The sequence below is a fragment of the Mesorhizobium sp. P2_D1 genome (assembly GCF_056404455.1).
Genome location: NZ_JBFUDZ010000029.1, coordinates 47,752 through 66,852 on the forward strand (window position 1 = coordinate 47,752; position 19,101 = coordinate 66,852).

Consider the following 19,101-nt stretch of genomic DNA (forward strand, 5'->3'; position numbering starts at 1 on the left):
ACACCCCCGTCAGGTCCGGCCTCAGCGCGGCGCCCCGACCTTCCCATAGGTCGCGGGCGCCGCTTTCGTGAGCAGCTCCAGCAGGCCCGCGACATCGGCACGATCAGCCTTGGCCGGCGGCATGAACGCGCAGTAGGGATGCCCGAGGCGGACCGAGACGGGTGACAGCGCGATCAAGCGGCCTGCCTCCAGATCGGCGCGCGCCATGACCTGCTGACCAAGCGCAATGCCGAGACCCAGCCTCGCCGAGGTGATTGCCAGGCTGGACAGGCCGACGCGCCGCCCATGCGACGGGTCGGGCGAGCGACTGCCGCCTGATGCCGCGAACCAATCGGCCCAGGTCGGATGCGAGGCGTAGTTCGGTCCCCAATTAGTGTGGATGAACAGGCTTTCATGCAGGTCCGCCAGACCCGAATCGCCATTGCCGTGCCGGTGCCAGAATTCGGGCGCGCAGACCGGCAAGACATCATCATGGACAAGCCGGACGAGCTTCAATCCGGGATAGTGATAATCGCCATAGCTGATGCGCAGGTCGATGTTCTGGCGGATCAGGTCGACCGGATCGTCCTCGACCCGGACATCGATCGCCATCTGCGGAAAGGCATCGAGAAGCACGGCGAGCTTCGGGGCCAGCCACAGTTCGGCCAGCGAAAACGGCACGCTGACGACAAGGCGGGTTCGCAAGCCGCCTTCCAGCATGCGCCGGCCGATCGCCGCTATGTCGCCCAGCGCCCGCGCGGTTTGCGGATAGATGGCGTGGCCGGCGTCGGTCAGCGCGATGCGGTTGCCGCTGCGAACGAACAGTTGCTTGCCGAACCAGGTTTCGAGATTGCGTATCTGCTGGCTCACCGCCGCCGAGGATACGCCAAGCTCGGTCGCAGCCAGGGTAAAGCTGCCGGCACGCGCCGCGACCTCGAAGGCCTTGATCGCATTGAGCGGAGGCAGCCGTTCCACATCGATCTTCCCAAAGTTTTTCTTGGCCAATCCTAATTATTTTGCGCGTTGAGGGAAAGATTTTTTTGCCGTCTCATAGGCTCGGAAACTCGGAGCCCACGACCATGAAAGACATCCTCGATCTCGACCGCTATCCGCTCGACCGCGAAGGCAGCGCCGAATGGCAGCGCCTCGTCGACCAATCCGTCGCCGCACTCGAAGCCGACGGCATGTTCAACCTCGAGGGGTTTCTGCGGCCCGGCGTGGCTGAAAAGGCGGTGCGGGAAATCCAGCCGGTCATGGCTGCGCGCTCGCATGTGCACAAGCGGATGCACAACATCTATTTCAAGCCTGACATTCCCGAGCTAGCATCAGACCATCCGGCATTGCGCAAGGTCGAGACCGTCAGCCACACCGTTTGCGCCGACCAGATCCCCGGCAGCGTCGTGCTCGCCATCTACGAATRCGAACCGCTGCTGCGCTTCCTGGCGGCGGCGATGGGCAAGGCCAGGCTGCATGTCATGCAGGATCCGCTGGCGCGCACCAATGTCATGGCCTATCGCGCCGGCGAGGCACTCAACTGGCATTTCGACCGTTCGGAATTCACCACAACCCTCCTGCTGCAGCAGTCGCAGCGCGGCGGCGACCTCGAATACCGCACGGACCTGCGGTCGGACGACAATCCGAACTATGACGGCGTCGCCAGGCTGCTCGAAGGGCGCGACCCAGAAGCCAAGATCCTGCGCATGAAGCCCGGCACGCTCAACGTCTTTCGCGGCAAGAACACCGCGCATCGCGTCACCACCGTGGAAGGCGAACGCGAGCGCATGATCGCGGTGTTCTCCTACTACGAGAAGCCCGGCGTGATGTTCAGCGCCGAGGAAAGGGTCGGCTTCTACGGCCGCGCGGCCTGAGGGCCGAAGGCGCAGAAAGGTCAGCGGTCCCCAAGAATCCGAAATTGACCCCTTGTTAGATTGTCGACAATCTGCTTGTCTTGCTCTCGGTTTCCTTGGGAGTGGCCGAATGGCGAAAGTGGATTTCAGTCCGATCGCGGATACGACGCGGCGCGCCGAGATCGTCGCGCTGCTGCGGCGCGCGATCCTGACCGGCCAGCTGGAACCGGGCCAGAAACTCAACGAGCTCCGGATCTCCGAACAGATGCGGGTCAGCCGCGCGCCGCTGCGCGAGGCGATGCGCGAGCTGGTGCAGGAAGGCATCCTGACCAGCATTCCCTATGCCGGCACTTTCGTCGTCGACGTGACCGCCAAGGACATCGACGATGCCTATTCGCTCAACAAGGTGCTCGACGAATTCGCCATCGAGCGCACCTGGCCGTTGCGCGACCAGCGTTTCTTCGATGAGCTTGACCAACGCCACGAGGCGGTGAAACAGGCGACCCGCAACCGCGACACCACCCGCCAGATCGAAACGGCGCTGCAACTGCATGGCCTGATCTACGAATGGGCCGACAATTCTGTGCTGCTGGAAACCTGGCAGCGGCTGACCAGCCGGTTGCAGATGTATTTCGCCCTGCACCAGCAGGCTCGCAATGAGGCGGTGCCGGCCGAAGACGTTCACGAGATCTATGTGTCGCTGCTCAAGGGCGCCGACATGCGCGCTGCCCAGCGCCATGCCCGCGAGCATATCAACCTCGATTTCGAGGAGCTTCTTTCCTACGCGCGCGATCTCGAACAGCGCCCGTCGAAAGGCGCCTGACCCGTTCCTCACCACCGCAGACAATGGACAGACACGTGCAGATCGAAACCATCAAAGCCTACCATGTCGTGCAGCCCTTCGTGGATGGGCCCTACCGCATGTCCAAGGGGCGCGTTGCCGATGCCTTCGACGCGGTGATCGTCGCCATCACCTCGGATAGCGGGATCACCGGCTGGGGCGAGATGGCGCCGCTCGGCAATTTCTACTCGCCCGCCTTCGCGGCCGGCGTGCGTGCTGGGGTGGTCGAGATCGCGCCGCATCTCATCGGCCACGATCCGCGCGGGCTGGCCGGCATCGGCCGGCTGATGGATACGGTGTTCAAGGGCCATCCCTACATCAAGTCGGCGCTCGACATGGCCTGCTGGGATCTGGCGGCGCGCGCCGCCGATGTGCCGCTGGTGACGCTGCTCGGCGGCCGGGAGAGCGAGACGGCGGAACTCTACAAGGTCGTCACCCATGGCAGCGTCGAGGCCATGGCGGCACTGGCCAAACGCATCGTCAAGGACGGCTTCCACCGGCTGCAGGTCAAGGTCGGCGGCAATGTCCATGACGACATTGAGCGTGTGACGGCGGTAGCCGCTTCGGTGCCGAAAGGCACGGTGATCTTCTGCGATGCCAATGCCGGCTGGACGCCCTACCAGGCGCGGCAGTTCACTGACGCGACGCGGGCCATCGACTACACGTTCGAGCAGCCCTGCACGACGATCGACGAATGCATGTCGGTGCGCCGCTCGCTCGACAAGCCGATGGTGCTCGACGAATCCGTCGCCTCGCTGGACGACATGCTCGACATCCATCGCAAGGGTGCCGCCGACGGCCTGACTTTGAAGATCTCGCGGCTTGGCGGCGTGACGAAGACGCGGCAGATCCGCGATCTCGCCGTCGACCTCGGCTTCATGATCACCGTCGAGGACACCGGCGGCGCCGAGATCGACACCGCGGCGATGGCGCATCTGTCGCTGTCGACGCCGGAGGAACGCCGCCTGCACGCCATCGCCTTCCACGAATGGGTGACGGTGCGCACGGCGTCGAACAAGCCGCCGGTCACCGGCAGCCGCATGGGCATTCCGGACGGACCCGGCCTCGGCATCGACGTGGTTCCCGACTTGCTCGGGGCGCCGTTCTTCGAAATCGGCGGCTGAGATGAAAATCCGCGGCATCAAAGCCACGCCGATCAACCTGCGCCTCGAGACGCCCTACGCCTGGGTGTTCGGCGAACTCGATGGGTTCTCGCCGACCATCGTCGAGGTCGAGACCGAGGATGGGCTGATCGGTCTCGGCGAGGCGCCGACACCGGCTGCGGCTGCCATCATCAACGATGTCCTGGCGCAGCGCCTTGTCGGCCGTGATGCCTTCGACATCGCGGGCGCCGAGAATGCCTGCCTGCCCTACTGGACCGGCGTGCAGTCGATCAATGACCGCACCCGCATCATGGCGTTTGGCGCCATCGAGATGGCGTTCTGGGACCTGCGCGGCAAGGCGTGGAACCAGCCGCTCTACCAGTTGCTCGGCGGCGCCGTGCGCAAGGACATCCCGTTCACCGACTATTTTTCGCTGCGCGGCGACGGGCTGAAGGTCAAGGGCGAGACGACGCCGGAAGAGGTCGCCGACTATTGCGTCGAGCTGCACCAGACCCATGGGACGACCTTCTTCGAAGGCAAGTTCTCGACGCAGGATCCAAAAGTCTCGCTGAGAATGGTCGAGCTGATCCGCGAACGACTTGGCGACGATGCGATGATCCGCATCGATTCCAACCAGGCCTATTCGCTGGCGACGGCACGTCGCCTGGCGCGGCCGCTGGAGGAGCTCGGCGTGCGCAATTGGGAGGATCCGGTGGCGACCATCGAGGAGATGCGCGAACTGCGGCGCCACTGCTCGATCCCGTTCTCGACCCACAACATCGACATTGCACGCGCCATGGACATGAAGGTGCCGGACGCTTTCGTCGGCAACCCGACGACGCATGGCGGCATCGGCCGCATGCTGCGTTTCGTCGGTGCGTGCGAACATGCCGGCATCGATTTCTGGTGCTACAGCGGCGACAGCGGCATCGGCAGCGCGGCCTATCTGCATCTGTGCGCAGCGCTTGGCTGGATCAGGGAGCCCAACCAGTCGCTGTTTCGAATGCTGCCGATGGATGTCACCGAGGAAGGGCCGTTTTCGCCGAAGAACAACGTCGTGCGCGTGCCGGAAGGGCCCGGTCTGGGCGTCACGTTGTCACGGGAAAACCTCGCTGCCTGTCACAGAGACTTTATCGAGAAAGGACCGTGCAACAAGTATCATGACCCGGCAAAGCCCGGAACCTATCGCCGTTTGCCGCTGAACTAGATGACAGGCAGGAGACCAAGAAACGAGAAGCCAACCACCGCGACTTCGGTCTGGAAGGTCGGACAAAGACGGGTGAAAGCAGTGCAGTGAGGAATCCGGCGCATCCACGGCAAGGACTGGATGGACCGGACAAAATCGCATGCTACAGTCCCGGTCGACAGGCTACTCTGGCGGCCGGAAAATGGAGCTATCCGCAAAATTCGTCAGCCATAAAAACATAGGGGAAAGGGTAAAAACCCATGAGCAAGAATTATCACATTCTCGACCTGATCCGGCGCAATCGCTCGCCGCTTGAAAATCACCTGATCGATGGCCTCGTCGACGGCAGGGTCAGCCGCCGCGACTTCATCCGTCACGGCAGCCTGCTCGGCCTGTCGCTGCCGCTGCTGGGCCGCATCGGCGCAGCAGCCGGCCTCGGCGGTATGCCGTCGCTGGCGCGCGCCCAGGGCGCGCCCGGAGCCACCATCCGCGTCGCCAGCAGCGTGCCGGCGGCAACGATCGACCCGGTTACCATTGCCGACGCCGGCGGCCTCCTGGTCATGCAGCAGGTTGCCGAGTTCCTCTGCGTCGACGGCCCCGACCTCGTGCTGCAGCCGGCGCTGGCCGAAAGCTGGAAGCCGAACGACAACGGCACGGTTTGGACGTTCAAGCTGCGCAAGGGCGTGAAATTCCACAGCGGCGGCGAGATGAAGGCCGACGACGTCGTGGCCAGCATCGACCGCCTTGCCGATCCGGCAAACTCGTCCAACGCGCTGTCGGTGTTCAACGGCATCCTGCAGAAGGGCGCCAGCAAGAAGGTCGACGACTACACGGTGGAGTTCCACCTCGACGCGCCGAACGGCAACTTCCCCTACATGCTGTCGTCCGACAATTACAACGCGGTCATCATCCCGGCGAGCTACAAGGGCGAGTACGAGAAGAGCTTCGACGGCACCGGGCCGTTCAAGATCGAGAAATACACGGCAAAGGTCGGCGCCTCCTTCGTCCGCAACGAAGACTATTGGGGCACGAAGGCGTTGCCGGAACGCACCGAATTCACCTTCTTTACCGACACGCAGCCGCAAATCCTGGCACTGCAGGGCGGGCAGGTCGACATCATCAACCAGCTGCCGGTGCTGTCCGGTGTCGCGCTGCTCAACGATCCGAATGTCGACATCATCAGCCTGAAGTCGGTCGCTCACCAGCAACTGCATATGCGCTGCGATTCCGACCCGTTCAAGGACCCGCGCGTGCGCCGCGCCATCGCACTCAGCCTCGACCGTGACAAGCTGGTTGCCGGCCTGATGAAAGGCCGGGCTTCGCCGGGCAATGACAGCCCGTTCGCCCCGGCCTACCCGTCAACCGATGCGAGCGTGCCGCAGCGCAAGCAGGATATCGCGCAGGCCAAGCAGCTGATGGAAGCAGCGGGCGCGGGCAAGGGCTTCAAGGTGACGCTGACCACCGAGCGTTACCTGGAAATCCCCGAATACGCCCAGCTGATCCAGAACTGGGTCAAGGAGATCGGCATCGAGCTGGAGCTCAATATCCTCGACCAGGGCGGCTATTACGGAGACGCGGTGTTCGGCAAGTCGAACTGGCTGGATTCGGTGATGGGCATCACCGACTATGGCCACCGCGGGGTGCCGAATGTCTATCTTGCAGCACCGCTGAAGAGCGACGGCACCTGGAACGCCGCGCATTTCAAGAACAAGGATTACGACACGCTGGCGACCAGCTATATCGCCGCACTCGACCTCGAGGCGCAGAAGGCGACCGCAGGCAAGATCCAGAACCTGCTGCTCGAAGAAACGCCGGTCATCTTCGGCTATTTCTACGACTATCTGACAGCGACGGCGAAAGGCGTGGCCGGCGTGCAGCCGACCGCGATGTCGCAGCTGTTCCTAGACAAGGCATCGAAGGCCTGAACGGAGGCAGACAAGCCCATCCCGCAACTGCCAGCCCCTGCGGGGGCTGGCGCTTTCGCTGCCAGGCCGAGGCAAGGCGCTGCGCGTCGGCCTGACGTGAAACCCCGCGTTGCGGGGCGATTTATCATTGTCCCATGGAGTCCGAGACCCTGCTCACCACCATGCATTGGGGGACTTACGAAGTCCGTGCCGAGAACGGCAGGCTCGTCGGCGTCGAGCCATGGAGCGGCGACCCCGATCCATCGCCGATCGGCAAGTCCATGCTTGGTACGGTACAGGGTGACCTGCGCGTCTCCCGTCCCGCTATCAGGCGTGGCTGGCTGGAGGGGGACAGGTCCAGCGCCAAGGGCGGGCGCGGCAGCGAACCCTTTGTCGAAGTCCCATGGGAAACCGCACTGGATATCGTGGCGGCCGAACTGGACCGAATTCGCGTTGAGCATGGGAATGCCGCGATCTATGCGGGGTCCTACGGATGGGCGAGTGCGGGGCGGTTCCACCATGCCCAAAGCCAGGTCCACCGTTTCCTCAACACGATCGGCGGCTATACAAGCTCGGTCCTCAGCTATTCCTATGGCGCTGCCGAGATCATCCTGCCGCACGTGCTTGGCGGGACTGATGGCCTGACGGGCAATCATTCCACTTGGGACGGGATCGAACGGAATAGCGAGTTGATCGTCGCCTTTGGCGGCCTGCCCTGGCGCAATGCGCAGATACAGGGGGGCGGCGCGGCACGTCACGAAGCGTCGGCGGCCTTGCGCAACGCCGTCGGCAACGGCGCCCATCTGATCAACGTTTCGCCCGTGCGCGACGACGCACCGCGCGGCGTCGAGACAGAATGGCTGCCGCTTCGGCCAAACAGCGACACCGCCTTGATGCTGGCTCTATGCCATGTCCTGATCACCGAGGCCCGTCATGACGAGACATTTCTGGCGCGATACTGCATCGGTTTCGAGGTCGTGCGGGCCTATATCCTGGGAGAAAGCGACGGCCAGCCGAAGAGCCCCAGATGGGCGGCCGCCCTGAGCGGCGTGGCCACAGAAAAGATTGTCGCGTTGGCCAGGGAAATGGCCGCCAAGCGCACCATGCTGATGGTCAGTTGGTCGCTGCAGCGCGCCGACCATGGCGAGCAGCCATATTGGGCGGCAATCACGCTTGCGGCTCTGCTGGGCCAAATCGGATTGCCGGGCGGCGGCCTTGGCTTCGGCTATTCGTCGACAAATGGCGCCGGAAGACCGGAGATGGGATTCCGGTGGCCGTCCGTGCCGCAAGGCAGGAACCAGGTGCCGGACTTCATCCCGGTCGCGCGGATGGCCGACATGCTGCTCGATCCGCGCGGCTCGTTCGACTTCAACGGCGCCGCGCTTGTCTACCCCGACATCAGGCTCGTCTACTGGGCCGGCGGCAATCCGTTCCACCATCACCAGGACCTGAACCGGCTGGTCGAGGCTTGGCGGCGGCCTGAAACGATCATCGTCAACGAGCCCTTCTGGACGGCGACGGCGCGCCATGCCGACATCGTGCTGCCAGTTACCACACCGCTGGAGCGAAACGATCTCGCCTTTTCGAACCGGGAAAACCTCGTCGTCGCCATGAAGCAAGCGATCGACCCGGTTGGAGAAGCCCGCGACGATTATCGGATCTTTGCAGACCTGTCGGCCCGGCTCGGCACCAGCGAAGCCTTCACCGAAGGGCGCGGAGCCAGCGAATGGATCCGGGTGCTTTACGAGCAGGCCAGGGACAATGCGGACGCGGCCGGGGTCGAGATGCCACCCTTCGACCGTTTCTGGCATGACGGCCACGCCGACCTTGCCCGGCAGGTTACGTCGCAGACACTGCTCGGTTCCTTCCGCGCCGATCCAGAGCGGCATCGGCTGGCGACGCCATCGGGCCGTATAGAGCTGTTCTCGCCGACAATCGATTCCTTCGGCTATGACGACTGTCCGGGTCACGCTGTCTGGCGCGAGCCGCGGGAATGGCTGGGCAGCGACCTTGCCAGCAGGTTCCCGCTGCATCTTCTGTCCCCGCAGCCGGCGGACAAGCTGCACAGCCAGTACGATCACGGCTCGGTGAGCCGGGCGGGCAAAGTGTCGGGCCGCGCGCCGCTGTGGATCAACCCTGCCGATGCCGCCGTGCGCGGCATCCTGGACGGCACGGTCGTGCGCGTCTTCAACGATCGCGGCGCGTGCCTCGCGGGCGCAGTGCTGACGGATGGCCTGATTCCGGGCGTCGTCCAGATGCCCACCGGTGCATGGTTCGACCCCTCCTCGCCCGGACAGCCGAACAGTCTGGAAAAGCATGGCAATCCGAATGTGCTGACACCCGACCGGGGGACGTCGCGCCTTGCCCAATCGCCGACCTGCAATTCGACACTGGTCGAAGTGTCGCGATTTGACGGAGCCGTTCCCCCGGTGACAGCGTTCGATCCGCCTGTCACAGTGAGTTTACCCGACGTGTCCGGCATGCCTGGGCCGATGGATCTTACATAAGGAGTCGATGCCATTCTCTCCTTCCTTGCCCGGCGTGTCTCGCTGTCGCTGGTGACGCTGTTCCTGCTCAGCATCATGGTGTTCCTGGGCGGCCAGGTGCTGCCCGGCAATGTCGGACGCGCCATATTGGGCCCGTTCGCCGACCAGCGTGCCGTCGACGCGCTCAATCACACGCTCGGTGTCGATCGCCCGCTGCTGGCGCAGTACTGGGGCTGGATCACGAACTTCGTCCAGGGCGACATGGGCACGTCCTACATCTTCCGCTCGCCGGTCGCGCCCTTCGTCATCGATGCGCTCGGCAATTCGATGAAGCTGGCGGCGGTCGCGTTCGTGCTGGTGGTGCCGATCGGCATCCTCGGCGGCGTCGTTGCCGCGCTCAACCTCAACCGGCCGCTCGACCGCATCATCAGCCTTGGCGGCCTGTCGGTGACCGTGCTGCCCGAATTCGTCACCGGCATCATCCTGATCCTGATTTTCGGCGTCTGGCTGCGCTGGCTGCCGATATCGGCCGCCTGGCCGCGCAATGCCGGCTTCTTCACCCAGCTCTATTACCTGATCCTGCCTTCGTTGCCGCTGTTCCTGGTGCTGTTCGGCTATATCGCCCGCATGGCGCGTTCCGGCATGATCGAGGCACTCGATTCCGACTACACGCGAACAGCCGTGCTCAAGGGCCTGCCATGGCGCACGGTGATCTGGCGGCATGTGCTGCGCAACGCGCTGTTGCCGACCATCACTGTCATCGCGACGCAGACCGGCTATCTCATCGGCGGCCTCGTCGTGATCGAGACGCTGTTCCGCTACCAGGGCATCGGCTCGCTGATCTTCACCGCAGCGCGCGGCAAGGATTTCCCGATGCTGGAATCGGGAATTCTCACCATCGGCATCGTCTATGCCGTGGCGACGCTCGTCGCCGACTTCCTCTATTCCGTGCTCAATCCGCGCATCCGGCTGGGGTCAGATCAATGAGCGCTGTCCAGACCACCTCCCCCACTCCAGACGACACGCGAAAGCGCGGCCCGCTGGCGGAGGTGCTGTTTTCGCTGCTGCGCTCCGGCACCTTTCTAACCGGTTTCGCCATCGTGATGTTCTGGGTTGCCTGCGCCCTGTTCGGCGAGCATTTCGCGCCCTACGACCCGCTTGCCGACGACATCATCAACGCGCTAGCGCCGCCTTCGGCCGAACACTGGTTCGGCACCGACCAGATCGGCCGCGACGTCTTCTCGCGCGTCATCGTCGGCTCGCGCGACATCCTGACCGTCGCCCCGCTGGCAACCTTGCTGGCGACCGTGGCCGGCACGGCACTCGGCCTCATCACCGGCTATTTTCGCGGCCTCGTCGACGATGTCGTCAGCCGCATCCTCGAAGCCTTCATGGCGATCCCGGTGGTCATCGTCGCGCTGTTGGCCATCGTGGCGCTCGGCACATCCAAGACGACAGTCATCGTCGTCATCGGGCTCAGTTTCGCGCCGATCATCGCGCGCACGGTGCGATCCGCGGTGCTTGCCGAGCGCGAGCTCGATTATGTCGCCGCCGCACAGCTTCGGCACGAAAGTGCTGCGCATACGATGTTCGTCGAGATCCTGCCCAACGTCATCCCGCCGATCCTGGTCGAGACCACCGTGCGGCTCGGCTATGCCATTTTCGCGGTCGCCACGCTCTCCTTCATGGGCTTCGGCATCCAGCCGCCCTCGCCCGACTGGGGGCTCTCGATCTCCAACAATTACGGCATGATCGGCGGCGGTTTCTGGTGGACGGTGCTGTTCGACGCGCTGGCGATCGCCTCGCTGGTGATTGGCGTCAACCTGGCGGCTGATGGCGTTCACGGAGCGCTCAATGACTAAATCCGCCAAGGCCGAAAACGCCCTCGAACTCAGCGACCTGTCGGTCGCCTACCGCGTCGCCGGCCGCAACCGCGCCGTGCTGCGCAACCTCAGCCTCAACATCGGCCAGGGCGAAGCCTACGGGCTGGTCGGAGAGTCCGGTTGCGGCAAATCCACGGTGGCGCTCACCGTCGTGCGCTATCTGCCGCGAAACGGTTCGATTACAGGCGGCGCGATCTCGCTCGACGGCCAGGACGTGATGAAGCTGGATGCCGAGGCGCTCAGGCGGGCTCGGGCCGAAAGCGTCTCCATGGTCTACCAGGACCCCGGCAAGGCGCTGAACCCGTCGATCCGCGTCGGCCGCCAGCTGACCGAGATTTTTGAACTTGGCGGCATAACAGGCAAGGCGGCCGAGGATCGCGCGGTCGCCATGCTCAACCGCGTGCGCATCTCCGACCCGACAAGCGTCATGCAGCGCTACCCGCACCAGCTTTCCGGCGGCATGCAGCAGCGCGTGGCGATTGCCATGGCACTGGCCAACGATCCGTCGATGCTGATCCTCGACGAGCCGACGACCGGCCTCGATGCGACGGTGGAAGCCGAAGTGCTCGACCTGATCGCGCAGCTCAGGCAGGAACTGTCGGCCTCGATCCTGTTCATCAGCCACAACCTCGCGGTCGTCTCCAACATGTGCGACCGGGTCGGTGTGCTCTATGCCGGCATGCTGGTGGAGGAAGGGCCGACCGAGGTCGTATTCAACGATCCGCGCCATCCCTATACGGTGGCACTGCTGCGCTGCCTGCCGCGCGGCGGCCAGCGCAAGGATCAGGGTCGGCTCGACACCATTCCAGGCTTCCTGCCCGGCATCGGCGCCGACATCAAGGGCTGTGCGTTCGCCGACCGTTGCGCGCTCGCCGACGACCGCTGCCGCAGCGAATTGCCGCCGCTCTACGATCTGGGCGGCCGGCTGTCGCGCTGCTTCTATCACGAGAAGGCGCAGGCGTTGCCGCGCGCAACCCCGAGCGATGTCGCGCCCGCGCCAAAGGCGGCAGCCGTGCCGGTGCTGCGCGTCGCCGGGCTGAACAAGACCTATTCCAGCCATGGCCACGCGCTGCGCGCCGTGAAGGACGTTTCGCTCGATTTGCGCCCGGGCGAAACGCTTGGGCTGGTCGGCGAGTCCGGCAGCGGCAAGACGACCTTCGCCAGGCTGCTGCTCGGCCTGGTGCCGCCGGATGACGGCGGCACGATCGTGCTCGAAGGCAAGGCGCTGGCGCCGCGGCTGGAAAACCGCAGCGACGACCAGATCAAGGCGATGCAGATCGTCTTCCAGAATCCGGACTCGGCACTCAACCGCTCGCATTCGATCCGGCACCTGATCGGCCGCGCACTGAAGCGGCTTGCGGGCTTGAGCGGCAGGGCGCTCGAGGCTCGTCTCAACGACCTCGTTCGTTCAGTTCGGTTGACCGACCGGCATCTTGCCGTCAAGCCACGCCAGCTCTCCGGCGGCCTGAAGCAGCGCGTTGCCATTGCGCGCGCCTTCGCCGGCGACCCGCGCATCGTGGTGTGCGACGAGCCGACCTCGGCGCTCGACGTGTCGGTGCAGGCGGCGATCCTCAACCTGCTCGCCGACCYGCAGTCGAAGGAAGACGTCAGCTACATCTTCATCTCGCATGATCTTGCCGTGGTGCGTTACCTCTCCGACAAGATCGCCGTGCTCTATCTCGGCCGCATCATGGAACTCGGACCGTCGGAAGACGTCTTTTCCGGCCCGCATCATCCCTATACCGAAGCACTACTGTCGGCCGTGCCCAAGCTCGATCAGACCGAGACGGCGCGCATCCGCCTCGACGGCGAAATCCCCAGCGCCACCAACCCGCCGTCGGGCTGCGTGTTCCACACGCGCTGCCCGCGCAAGATCGGTGCGATCTGCGAGCAGCAGGAACCGCCGCTTAGCGAAGCGCAGCCCGGCCACTCGATCCGCTGCCATATCCCCTACGAGGAACTGGCACGGCTGCAGAAGGAAGTGGTGACCGAACCGGCGTAGCGGGCATGGCCATGGATACGGCCTGACCCGTCACATCTGGCCGGTCATGCCCAGGGAACGGTCGCCTTCCGAAAACCCCTGACCTTCCGCCCAATCTCCAGCCAGCGAGCGCAGCCCGGTGAGCGCGACATCCAGGACATCCGACGAGACCGGATTGCTGGGATAGGCAAGGTAGATCGGGCGCTGGAACACCGGCGCGTTGTCGATGCGGCGCATTTCGCCGCGCTCGATATGCGTGCTCACGGCACTGAGCGGCAGGTAGGCCGCCGCCTGCCGAGACAGGACATGCTGCAGACCGATGAAGACCAGTCCGGCCGAGATGGCCGGCTTGACCATGCCGGCAAAGGCGCGGTCGTGCTCGATGCGGAATTCCAGCCCCCAGTCCATGAGGATGTAGTTTTCGGTCCAGGACTTCGTCTGCGCGGCATGCTGAACAAGCACGACCTGATCGACCGCCAGCGTTTCATAGACGATGCCTGGATGCGGGCGCGGCAGATAGAGGATGCAGATGTCGAGCAGGCCTTCCGCCAGCTGGTCGATCGCCAGATCCGGGAAACTGCCCTCCAGGCGCAGCGCCACGTTCGGCCGCCTGGCGCGCATCCACTCGACCCATGGCGAGGTGATGCGGTCCCACAGATAGGCAGGGGCGGTCAGCCGCAGCAGCGTCTCGTAGCCATCGGGAACGGCGATGTCCTGCCGCGATTGCTCCCAGGTGCGGGTGATGGAGGAGGCATGCGGCAGGAACTGGCGGCCGGCCGGCGTCAGCGTCACGCCATCGCGGTCGCGCACGAAAAGCCGGCGCCCCAACTGCTCCTCCAGTCCCCGGATCCGCGCGCTGACGGTGGACTGGGCGAGGTTGAGCCGGCTGGCCGCGACGGTGAAGCTGCCATGGGCGGCAACTTCGAGAAAGCTGCGCAGATTTTCAGTGTCCATGCCTCACCCCTCGCATCGAAAATTTCGATGGCCCCTATCAAAAAATATCGCTTTGCGGCGGCAGTCAACAATGAACTAGATGGCAAACCCCAAGCCAAGCGAGGAATGCAGCCATGCCAAAGCATTTCAGGATGATCGACGCCGCTCGCCGGAATCTCACAACAATCGAAAATTCCGCTATCGACGAGTTGTTGGCCGGCAGGATGGGCCGGCGCAATTTCCTGCGCCATGGCAGCGTGCTTGGCCTCTCCCTGCCATTCCTCGGCGGCCTCGTTGCCGCAGCCGGCCTCGGCACGCAACAGGCCCGCGCCGAGGGCAAGCCGGGCGGCACGGTGCGCGCCGGCGTGGCCACACCGGGCGGCGCCATCGATCCCGTCACCTATTATGACAGCGGCAGCTACCAGCTGGTTTTCCAGACCGCCGAGTTTCTCTGCATCACCCAGGCGGACCTCACCTTGAAGCCGGTGCTGGCGGAAAGCTGGGCGCCGAACGAGGATGGCAGCGTGTGGACCTTCAAGCTGCGCAAAGGCGTGAAATTCCACAATGGCGAGGACTTCAAGGCCGACGACGTCGTCGCGACCTTCGACCGGCTGGCCGATCCGAGCGGCGCCTCGAACGCGCTGTCGGTGTTCAAGGGCCTGCTGTCGAAGGGCGGCACAAGGAAGGTCGACGACCATACCGTCGCCTTCCATCTCGACGCGCCGAACGGCAGCTTTCCCTATTCGGTGTCGATCGACAATTACAACGCCGTCATCCTGCCGGCGAGCTACAAGGGCGACTACGAAAAGACGTTCGAGGGCACCGGACCGTTCCGGCTGGAGACCTACACGCCGAAGGTCGGCGCGACCTTCGTACGCAACCCCGACTATTGGGGCGAGAAGGCGCTGCCGGACCGTCTCGAATTCAAGTTCTACGGCGACGTGCAGCCGCGCATCCTGGCGCTGCAGGCCGGCGAGGTCGACATCCTCGACGCCGTTCCGCTCGACGTCAGCCAGGTCGTGCTCAACAGCCCCGACATCACGGTGCTGCGCGTCGCATCGACCGCGCATCGCCAGCTGCACATGCGCTGCGACACCGGCCCCTTCACCGACAAGCGCGTGCGCCAGGCGCTGGCATTGTGCATCGACCGCTCCAAGCTGGTCGATGGTCTGTGCCGCGGCATGGCGGCGACCGGCAATGACAGCCCGTTCGCGCCTGCCTTCCCGGCGACCGACAAGACGGTGCCGCAACGCGTCCAGGATATCGCCAAGGCCAAACAACTGCTCGAAGCGGCCGGCGTGGCCAGCGGCTTCGACATCACGCTGACGACGCTGCGTTATTCCGACATTCCCGGCTACGCGCAGCTGTTCCAGAACTTCGCCAAGGAAATCGGCGCCCGCATCGCGCTTAACATCGAGGACCAGGACAAGTACTACGGCAAGGCGGTGTTCGGCCAGTCGGACTGGCTGGACAGTCCGCTCGGCATCACCGACTACGCGCATCGCAGCGTGCCCAACGTGTTCCTCAAAAGCCCGCTGGTCAGCGACGGCCCCTGGAACGCGGCGCATTTCAAGAGCCCGGCCTATGACGGCATGGTCACCAGCTATCTGAAGGCGCTCGATATCGGCGCACAGCGCAGTGCCGCCTCCGACATCCAGAAACTGCTGCTCGACGAGACGCCGGTCATTTTCAGCTATTTCCCCGACCTGCTGGTGCCGGTGCGCAAGAATGTCAGCGGACTGCCGCCGATCGCCGCCGGGCTGCTGCTCGATCGCGTATCCATAGGCTGATCATGAACGTGATCGCCAAGACCAAGAACCGGGAGAGTACCATTCGCAAGCGTCATCTGCGCGGCCGCGGGCCGCATTTTCCGCTGCTCGACAGCATCACCCAATATGATTTCGAGCCGGGCTACGTCGCCTTCACCATGCCGACGCAGAAGCGGCTGCGGGTGCAGGTCGGGTCGATGATTGTCGCCGACACGGTCAACGCGCTGATGCTCTACGAGTCCGACCACCTGCCGGTCTATTATTTCCCGATGAGCGACGTGCGCGAAGAGTTTCTCTTGCCGAGCACGACGACGACCGAGAGCCCGTTCAAGGGCGTGGCGACCCACTACTCACTCAACACCGGCGTGACGCTGGTCGAGGACGCGGCCTGGCGCTACGCCGATCCGGTGAAAGGCAGCCCGCCGCTCGCCGACTACATGTCGTTCTACTGGAGCAAGATGGGCCACTGGTTCGAGGAGGACGAAGAGATCTTCGTCCACGCCCGCGATCCGTTCCGCCGCGTCGACTGCCTGCCGTCGTCGCGGCGGGTGCAGGTCATTCTCGACGGTGAGCAGGTCGCCGATTCACGCCGTGGCGTGTTCCTGTTCGAAACCGGACATCCGGTGCGCCACTATCTGCCGATCTCCGATACGCGGCTCGATATGTTCGCACCCAGCCGCTACATCTCGCGTTGTCCCTACAAGGGCATCTCCAACTACTATCACGTGACGACCAAGGCCAAGCGCCACGAGAACCTCGTCTGGTACTATCCCGAACCGGTGCACGAGGCGGAACGCATCAAGGGGCTGGTCTGCTTCCACCACGAACTGGTCGACAAGATCCTCGTCGACGGCGTCGAAATCCCCAAGGAAGCCACGGCTGCGTCGGACGGCTATTTCTGAGCGATGCAGGGCGCTTGATCGGAGCACGGCTCAGCGCGTACCCTCTCCGAGGCAGGGAGGGCTATCAATGGATCTTTTCAAGCTGGACGGCGATGTCGCGCTGGTCACCGGCGCCGGCAGCGGCATCGGCCAGGCAATCGCGATCGGACTGGCCGAGGCAGGCGCCGACGTCGCCTGTTTCGGCCATGCTTCGAAAGGCGGGTTGGACGAAACCGCTCACCGGATCACGGCGCTCGGCCGCAAGGCGCTGGTGCTGACCGGCACGGTGACATCGCTGAGCGATCTCGCGACGGCGATCGATCGCCTAGAGAGTGAACTCGGTGCGCTGACCGTCGCCGTCAACAATGCCGGCATCGCCGGGTCGGAAGCGGCCGAGACGCTGTCGCTGGAGACATGGCAGAAGGTGCACGAGGTCAATGTCGCCGGCGTGTTCCTGTCCTGCCAGGCCGAAGCCCGCAAGATGCTGGCGCGGCGCAAGGGCTCGATCATCAACATCGCCTCGATGTCGGGCACCATCGTCAACCGGGGCCTGACGCAGGCGCACTACAACTCCTCGAAAGCCGCCGTCATCCACATGTCGAAGAGCCTCGCCATGGAGTGGGCCGACCGCGGGCTGCGGGTCAATGTCGTCAGCCCGGGCTATACGCTGACGCCGATGAACAAGCGGCCGGAGGTGGCGGAAGAGGTCAAGATCTTCAAGCGCGACACGCCGATGGGGCGCATGGCGGCGCCGGAGGAAATGGTCGGACCGACGGTGTTCCTGGCCAGCCGCGCGTCGAGCTTCGTCACCGGCCTCGACCTGATTGTCGATGGCGGCTACGTCTGCTGGTAGGATGGAAGATCTGGCGACCGGGCTCCACTTCGCCTGTAGTCTGAAATTATGCGTCCCGCGGGCGTTAGTCGTTGCGCGACATGAACGTTGGTATATATAATTTCATCCTATGAAACGGTCCTGGCGAGATGGGGCTTGCCGGGCCGACAGCCGAGATCATGGGACCTTGATGGCTCGCACCTTGCAGGGCGCCGCAAGACTGGAAATTGATCCGCAGGTGATCGCTTCCGCAGCGATCCGTCGGCAGCCATGACGCTGACCCTCCAGTCCCATTCGACCATCAGCAGAATTGAGCGCCGTCTTGCCTGCCTTGGCCAAAGCCAGGGCGACAATTCGGCGCCGACGGCCTTGCGCAACGACCAACCTTTCCAACACAATCAAGAAAAGCCGCAAGAAGGGAACGAACGATAATTTTCACAGCTTGAAGGAGAACAAGCATGTCATTTCGCAGCCAGATCTCGAAACTGTCGATGGGCGCGGTCGCGCTCGCGTCCCTAAGCCTGCTGACACCTTCCGCCCAAGCCGCGGCACCCGAATCCAACGACCCGATCAAGATCGCGCTGTTCGACTGGACCAGCGTCAACCTGAATGCCAAGATCCTCGGCGGCATCCTGGAAAAGCTCGGCTATACCGTCGAATACCCGACCGCCGACTACCTCTCCAGCCTGACCACAGGCCTCACCAATGGCGACCTCGATGTCGGCCTGGAGTTCTGGGACACGACCGCCGGCGAAGCCATGAAAGCCTCCGACGCGACCGGCCAGACCGAACGGCTCGGCAAGCTCGGGCCCAAGGCCAAGGAAGAGTGGTGGTTTCCGGAATACATGAAGGAAAAGTGCCCGGGCCTGCCCAATTGGGAAGCGCTGAAGGACCCGAAATGCGCCGAAGCATTTTCGACGGCCGAGACCGCACCCAAGGGTCGCTATCTCGGCGGCCCGGTGACCTGGGAAGGCTTTGACGACGAGCGTGTCGAGGCGCTGAAACYGCCCTTCACCGTCATCCATGCCGGCACCGACGCGGCGATGTTCGCCGAGCTGGACTCGGCCTATCAGCGCAAGGCGCCGATCATGCTGTGGATCTATTCGCCGCATTGGGCACCGGCCAAGTACAAGGGCGAATGGGTGCAGTTCCCCGAATACACACCCGAATGCTACAATGACCCGAAATGGGGCGTGAACCCGGACGCCAAATATGATTGCGGCAAGCCGCATGGCGAGATCTGGAAGTACTCATGGTCCGGCATGAAGGACAAGTGGCCGGTCGCCTACAAGGTGGCAAAGGCGTATACGATCGACACCGATGAGCTCAACAAGATGAGCGGCGAGATCGACCTCGGCGGCAAGACGCCGGAAGACGTCGCGGCCGCCTGGATCGCTGCCCACGAGGCAGACTGGAAAGCCTGGGCGCAGTGATCGTTCCAACTGGAAAAGTGAGGCCCGGCTGTTGATCGGCCGG

Annotated in this window: 15 protein-coding genes; 13 read left to right on the forward strand and 2 right to left on the reverse strand. The window is 64.1% G+C overall.

What is annotated here, in order from left to right; genetic code table 11:
* Positions 1 to 21: 21 nt before the first annotated feature.
* Positions 22 to 954 (reverse strand): LysR substrate-binding domain-containing protein, encoded by a 933-nt coding sequence (locus AC1D0I_RS20590; protein ID WP_477300678.1) that lies wholly within the window; start codon positions 952 to 954, stop codon positions 22 to 24.
* 104 nt (positions 955 to 1,058) lie between these two features.
* On the opposite strand from AC1D0I_RS20590, the gene AC1D0I_RS20595 reads away from it, so the two are divergent.
* From AC1D0I_RS20595 to AC1D0I_RS20635, 9 genes are all read left to right on the forward strand, one after another.
* Positions 1,059 to 1,847, forward strand: coding sequence for a HalD/BesD family halogenase (locus AC1D0I_RS20595; RefSeq protein WP_477397330.1), 789 nt, complete (start codon positions 1,059 to 1,061; stop codon positions 1,845 to 1,847).
* Positions 1,848 to 1,956: 109 nt separating this feature from the next.
* Positions 1,957 to 2,649 (forward strand): GntR family transcriptional regulator, encoded by a 693-nt coding sequence (locus AC1D0I_RS20600; RefSeq protein ID WP_477397332.1) that lies wholly within the window; start codon positions 1,957 to 1,959, stop codon positions 2,647 to 2,649.
* Positions 2,650 to 2,684: 35 nt separating this feature from the next.
* Complete coding sequence (locus AC1D0I_RS20605; protein WP_477397334.1) at positions 2,685 to 3,791, forward strand: mandelate racemase/muconate lactonizing enzyme family protein; 1,107 nt, start codon at positions 2,685 to 2,687, stop codon at positions 3,789 to 3,791.
* 1 nt (position 3,792) lies between these two features.
* On the forward strand, positions 3,793 to 4,977 hold the full coding sequence (locus AC1D0I_RS20610; protein WP_477397336.1) for a mandelate racemase/muconate lactonizing enzyme family protein: 1,185 nt from the start codon (positions 3,793 to 3,795) through the stop codon (positions 4,975 to 4,977).
* Between the two features lie 239 nt (positions 4,978 to 5,216).
* Positions 5,217 to 6,881: an ABC transporter substrate-binding protein gene (locus tag AC1D0I_RS20615; RefSeq protein WP_095091854.1), complete on the forward strand. Its 1,665-nt coding sequence runs from the start codon at positions 5,217 to 5,219 to the stop codon at positions 6,879 to 6,881.
* Between the two features lie 134 nt (positions 6,882 to 7,015).
* Positions 7,016 to 9,367: a molybdopterin guanine dinucleotide-containing S/N-oxide reductase gene (locus tag AC1D0I_RS20620; RefSeq protein ID WP_477397338.1), complete on the forward strand. Its 2,352-nt coding sequence runs from the start codon at positions 7,016 to 7,018 to the stop codon at positions 9,365 to 9,367.
* Positions 9,368 to 9,379: 12 nt separating this feature from the next.
* Positions 9,380 to 10,333 carry an ABC transporter permease gene (locus tag AC1D0I_RS20625; protein ID WP_477397366.1) on the forward strand — a complete coding sequence of 318 codons (954 nt, stop codon included), beginning with the start codon at positions 9,380 to 9,382 and terminating at the stop codon, positions 10,331 to 10,333.
* Positions 10,330 to 11,208: an ABC transporter permease gene (locus AC1D0I_RS20630; RefSeq protein WP_477300686.1), complete on the forward strand. Its 879-nt coding sequence runs from the start codon at positions 10,330 to 10,332 to the stop codon at positions 11,206 to 11,208. Before AC1D0I_RS20625 ends, AC1D0I_RS20630 begins: the two co-directional genes overlap by 4 nt.
* Positions 11,201 to 13,231 carry a dipeptide ABC transporter ATP-binding protein gene (locus AC1D0I_RS20635; RefSeq protein ID WP_477397340.1) on the forward strand — a complete coding sequence of 677 codons (2,031 nt, stop codon included), beginning with the start codon at positions 11,201 to 11,203 and terminating at the stop codon, positions 13,229 to 13,231. Before AC1D0I_RS20630 ends, AC1D0I_RS20635 begins: the two co-directional genes overlap by 8 nt.
* 30 nt (positions 13,232 to 13,261) lie before the next feature.
* Here AC1D0I_RS20635 and AC1D0I_RS20640 read toward each other — a convergent pair whose 3' ends face one another.
* Complete coding sequence (locus tag AC1D0I_RS20640) at positions 13,262 to 14,164, reverse strand: LysR family transcriptional regulator (protein ID WP_477397342.1); 903 nt, start codon at positions 14,162 to 14,164, stop codon at positions 13,262 to 13,264.
* 113 nt (positions 14,165 to 14,277) lie between these two features.
* Here AC1D0I_RS20640 and AC1D0I_RS20645 point away from each other — a divergent pair, with 113 nt between their 5' ends.
* The 4 genes from AC1D0I_RS20645 (at position 14,278) to AC1D0I_RS20660 (ending at position 19,058) form a co-directional block, all read left to right on the forward strand.
* Positions 14,278 to 15,933, forward strand: a complete 1,656-nt coding sequence (locus tag AC1D0I_RS20645; protein WP_477397344.1) for an ABC transporter substrate-binding protein — start codon at positions 14,278 to 14,280, stop codon at positions 15,931 to 15,933.
* 2 nt (positions 15,934 to 15,935) lie between these two features.
* Entirely contained in the window at positions 15,936 to 16,814 is an 879-nt protein-coding gene (locus AC1D0I_RS20650; protein ID WP_477397346.1) for a DUF427 domain-containing protein, read from the forward strand.
* Positions 16,815 to 16,881: 67 nt separating this feature from the next.
* On the forward strand, positions 16,882 to 17,646 hold the full coding sequence (locus AC1D0I_RS20655) for an SDR family oxidoreductase (RefSeq protein WP_457152681.1): 765 nt from the start codon (positions 16,882 to 16,884) through the stop codon (positions 17,644 to 17,646).
* Between the two features lie 437 nt (positions 17,647 to 18,083).
* Entirely contained in the window at positions 18,084 to 19,058 is a 975-nt protein-coding gene (locus tag AC1D0I_RS20660; protein ID WP_477397348.1) for an ABC transporter substrate-binding protein, read from the forward strand.
* The last annotated feature ends 43 nt before the right edge of the window (positions 19,059 to 19,101 follow it).

Excerpts from the sequence above, each read along its gene's own strand:
- AC1D0I_RS20600 (WP_477397332.1), top strand. The coding sequence starts at position 1,957 with ATGGCGAAAGTGGATTTCAGTCCGATCGCGGATACGACGCGGCGCGCC.
- AC1D0I_RS20610 (WP_477397336.1), top strand. The coding sequence starts at position 3,793 with ATGAAAATCCGCGGCATCAAAGCCACGCCGATCAACCTGCGCCTCGAG.
- AC1D0I_RS20615 (WP_095091854.1), top strand. The coding sequence starts at position 5,217 with ATGAGCAAGAATTATCACATTCTCGACCTGATCCGGCGCAATCGCTCG.
- AC1D0I_RS20620 (WP_477397338.1), top strand. The coding sequence starts at position 7,016 with ATGGAGTCCGAGACCCTGCTCACCACCATGCATTGGGGGACTTACGAA.
- AC1D0I_RS20630 (WP_477300686.1), top strand. The coding sequence starts at position 10,330 with ATGAGCGCTGTCCAGACCACCTCCCCCACTCCAGACGACACGCGAAAG.
- AC1D0I_RS20640 (WP_477397342.1), bottom strand. The coding sequence starts at position 14,164 with ATGGACACTGAAAATCTGCGCAGCTTTCTCGAAGTTGCCGCCCATGGC.
- AC1D0I_RS20645 (WP_477397344.1), top strand. The coding sequence starts at position 14,278 with ATGCCAAAGCATTTCAGGATGATCGACGCCGCTCGCCGGAATCTCACA.
- AC1D0I_RS20650 (WP_477397346.1), top strand. The coding sequence starts at position 15,936 with ATGAACGTGATCGCCAAGACCAAGAACCGGGAGAGTACCATTCGCAAG.
- AC1D0I_RS20655 (WP_457152681.1), top strand. The coding sequence starts at position 16,882 with ATGGATCTTTTCAAGCTGGACGGCGATGTCGCGCTGGTCACCGGCGCC.